Below are 2226 nucleotides of genomic sequence, written 5' to 3'. Positions count from 1 at the left end.
ATCTGCTGCTATCATTCATTTCGAAAAATTCAATATTGGGTCTTTTTGATTTTTCCGTTGAAAATGCGGATTCAAAAGGAGCAATTCCGAGTGAGAACTTCTCGTTAGGATAGTACTCCCGAACCATTTCTTGAATCTCCTCAGCCAATGCCTCGGAAACATTGAACTGATTTTTCAGCTCTTGTCGGTCGTCTTGGTTTATTGCTCGAATAAATTCGCTAAGAAGTTTATAAGCCTGAGCTCTAAATTCGTCGTTCATTTCATCTCCTCTTCAGTGGAGTGGTTGTGGATGTTCCTGCGCCCGCTCCAATGGATTTGAAATATCCGCGTGCTTGCAATGTCGCGCATTTTGCAGCTGCGGGGCTCAGTCCTGCCGCTTTCAGTGAGTTGTAGGCTACTACTGTCTCGCTACCCAAGAGTCCTGCCTGCGACGCATTGTCTTGCGCCCGATTGGCTCCGTAGTGAGGGGTGCCTCGCGTTGTTCCATCGGGATTGCGCCCCTGCAAACTAATTGCTGGAGCAGCGTTGTAGTCATAGCCACCGATATTTTTCATGGCTGCATCTTGATAGATGTGATGCGAGTCTTGAAGACCTCCAATCTTCTTGAGATCCCCGTGCTTACCTGTTACTACACCCTCTTCTGCGAGGATTCGTTCGCATTCACAGGGGCATGAATTGATCGGTGAAAGTCCCAGCGGATCGATCCAGTTCACCGGATTGGGAGCAAATTGATGAAGGTTCAAGCCTCCTCTCAACTTGATTGGATCGCTACTGACAAACCTCCCCGCCGCCGGGTCGTAATACCGATACCGGTTGTAATGCAGCCCCGTCTCGTCGTCAAAGTACTGCCCCTGGAACCGGATCGGATTCCTGAACCCCGCCTTCCTTCCCGCCTCGCTGATCGCCTGCTTGGCTTCACCCCAGGCCTTGTAGCTGGCTGACCAAGCGATGCGGCCTTCATGGTCGGTCAGCTCCTGCGGCGTGCCCAGGTGGTCGCATTGGTAGAACGCGATCTCTTCCTTTGCGAAGGCGGTTGGCGTCTTGAGCTGCTCCCCATTCCATAGCGGATCCTGCTCGATGTCGTAGCGCCCGCCGTTGGCCGCGATCAGCGCCGTCACGTCTGTGGTCTGGCTCAGCGCAACGGCCTGCGCCTGCCTGATCTGCACCAGCGGCACGAAGGAGCCGGGCTCGTGGATGCCGGCTGCGCCTGCTGCATTGCCCGCACTCGCAGCAACGGAAGAACTACTCGCGCACGTCAACGCCGTGCGGGCCTGCGTTCTTGACCAACTCCACATCCGCGCCGAAGTCTCTGTGCGGCGGCTCGTGGCCAGACAGTTTTTTGTACAGGGCGCACAAGTAGGCAGGCTTGTCCTCAACTTCATCGAGGTCCACTGCTTGCGGCACTACCCAACCCCAGAGCTTCTCGAGCTCACCAGACGACCAGATGTACTCCAAGGCTTCCAGAACTCTTTGCTTGCTCACTGGGCCGAAGCTATCGAAGTCCACCTTCATCGCATCGAACAGCTTGGCGCGACAAGGCTCTTCGTTGATGTGGAACTCATCGAGTTCGTCATCGCTCATGGCAAGCAGGTAGTAGTACATCTTTTGGATGTAGCGAGGAAATATTTGTGTCGTCATGGATCGAGATCCGGATAAGCAGTGATGATCCCTTTGGGACCTCTGACCACAGTTGCATGAGTAGTGGTTTCCGGACAACCTCCGCCGCCCTTCTTGTAACCCTCACCAATGACGCGTCCCATATTGATCGTCGCTTCGTTGGTTCCCGTGCGATCCATAGCCGCCTTCCCGCGTTGAATCGCATCGAGTTGATCAATGTTGCTCAGGAAACGCGTTGAATTGGGGCCGCTTGACTTGGGCTTTTTGCAGGGTTGATCCGGTGGCACCCCCGTCTGGGCACGATGCTGCTGCTGTGGCAGCGTAGTATGTGCCCCATGCCGCGAATACGCATGGCCGCCTGAAGCAGCGTCTTGCTGCTGAAGAATTTGACCGGCCCTGCGGTTGGCCCGATTGCCTGCCAATCCCAGCGGGTCAGTCCAGTCGAGTGGATTCGGCGCGTACTGGTGCAGATTGTTGCCCCCAGCCAGCTTGATTGGGTCACTGGATATAAACCTCCCCGCCACCGGGTCGTAGTACCGATACCGGTTGTAGTGCAGCCCCGTCTCATCGTCAAAGTACTGCCCCTGAAACCGGATCGGATTCCTGAAC

At 55.2% G+C, this 2226-nt stretch carries 4 protein-coding genes; all 4 read right to left on the bottom strand.

The genetic code is table 11. The features are described from left to right. On the bottom strand, positions 1-259 hold a 259-nt coding region (locus tag AC1DOC_RS30325; RefSeq protein ID WP_478131191.1), incomplete at its 3' end, for a hypothetical protein. A 1-nt stretch (position 260) separates the two neighbouring features. Then, positions 261-1175, bottom strand: coding sequence for an RHS repeat domain-containing protein (locus AC1DOC_RS30320; protein ID WP_478084669.1), 915 nt, complete (start codon positions 1173-1175; stop codon positions 261-263). A gap of 67 nt (positions 1176-1242) precedes the next feature. Further along, a complete protein-coding gene (locus tag AC1DOC_RS30315; protein WP_478082050.1) occupies positions 1243-1602 on the bottom strand; it encodes a hypothetical protein in 360 nt (119 codons plus the stop codon). Between the two features lie 32 nt (positions 1603-1634). Then, a partial coding sequence (locus AC1DOC_RS30310) for an RHS repeat-associated core domain-containing protein (RefSeq protein WP_478131190.1) occupies positions 1635-2226 on the bottom strand: 592 nt, incomplete at its 5' end.

The sequence above is a fragment of the Variovorax sp. 01T439_2 genome (genome assembly GCF_056398445.1).
The sequence above is the reverse complement of the archived record's forward strand: the minus strand, read 5'-3'. Positions and strand labels throughout refer to the sequence as shown.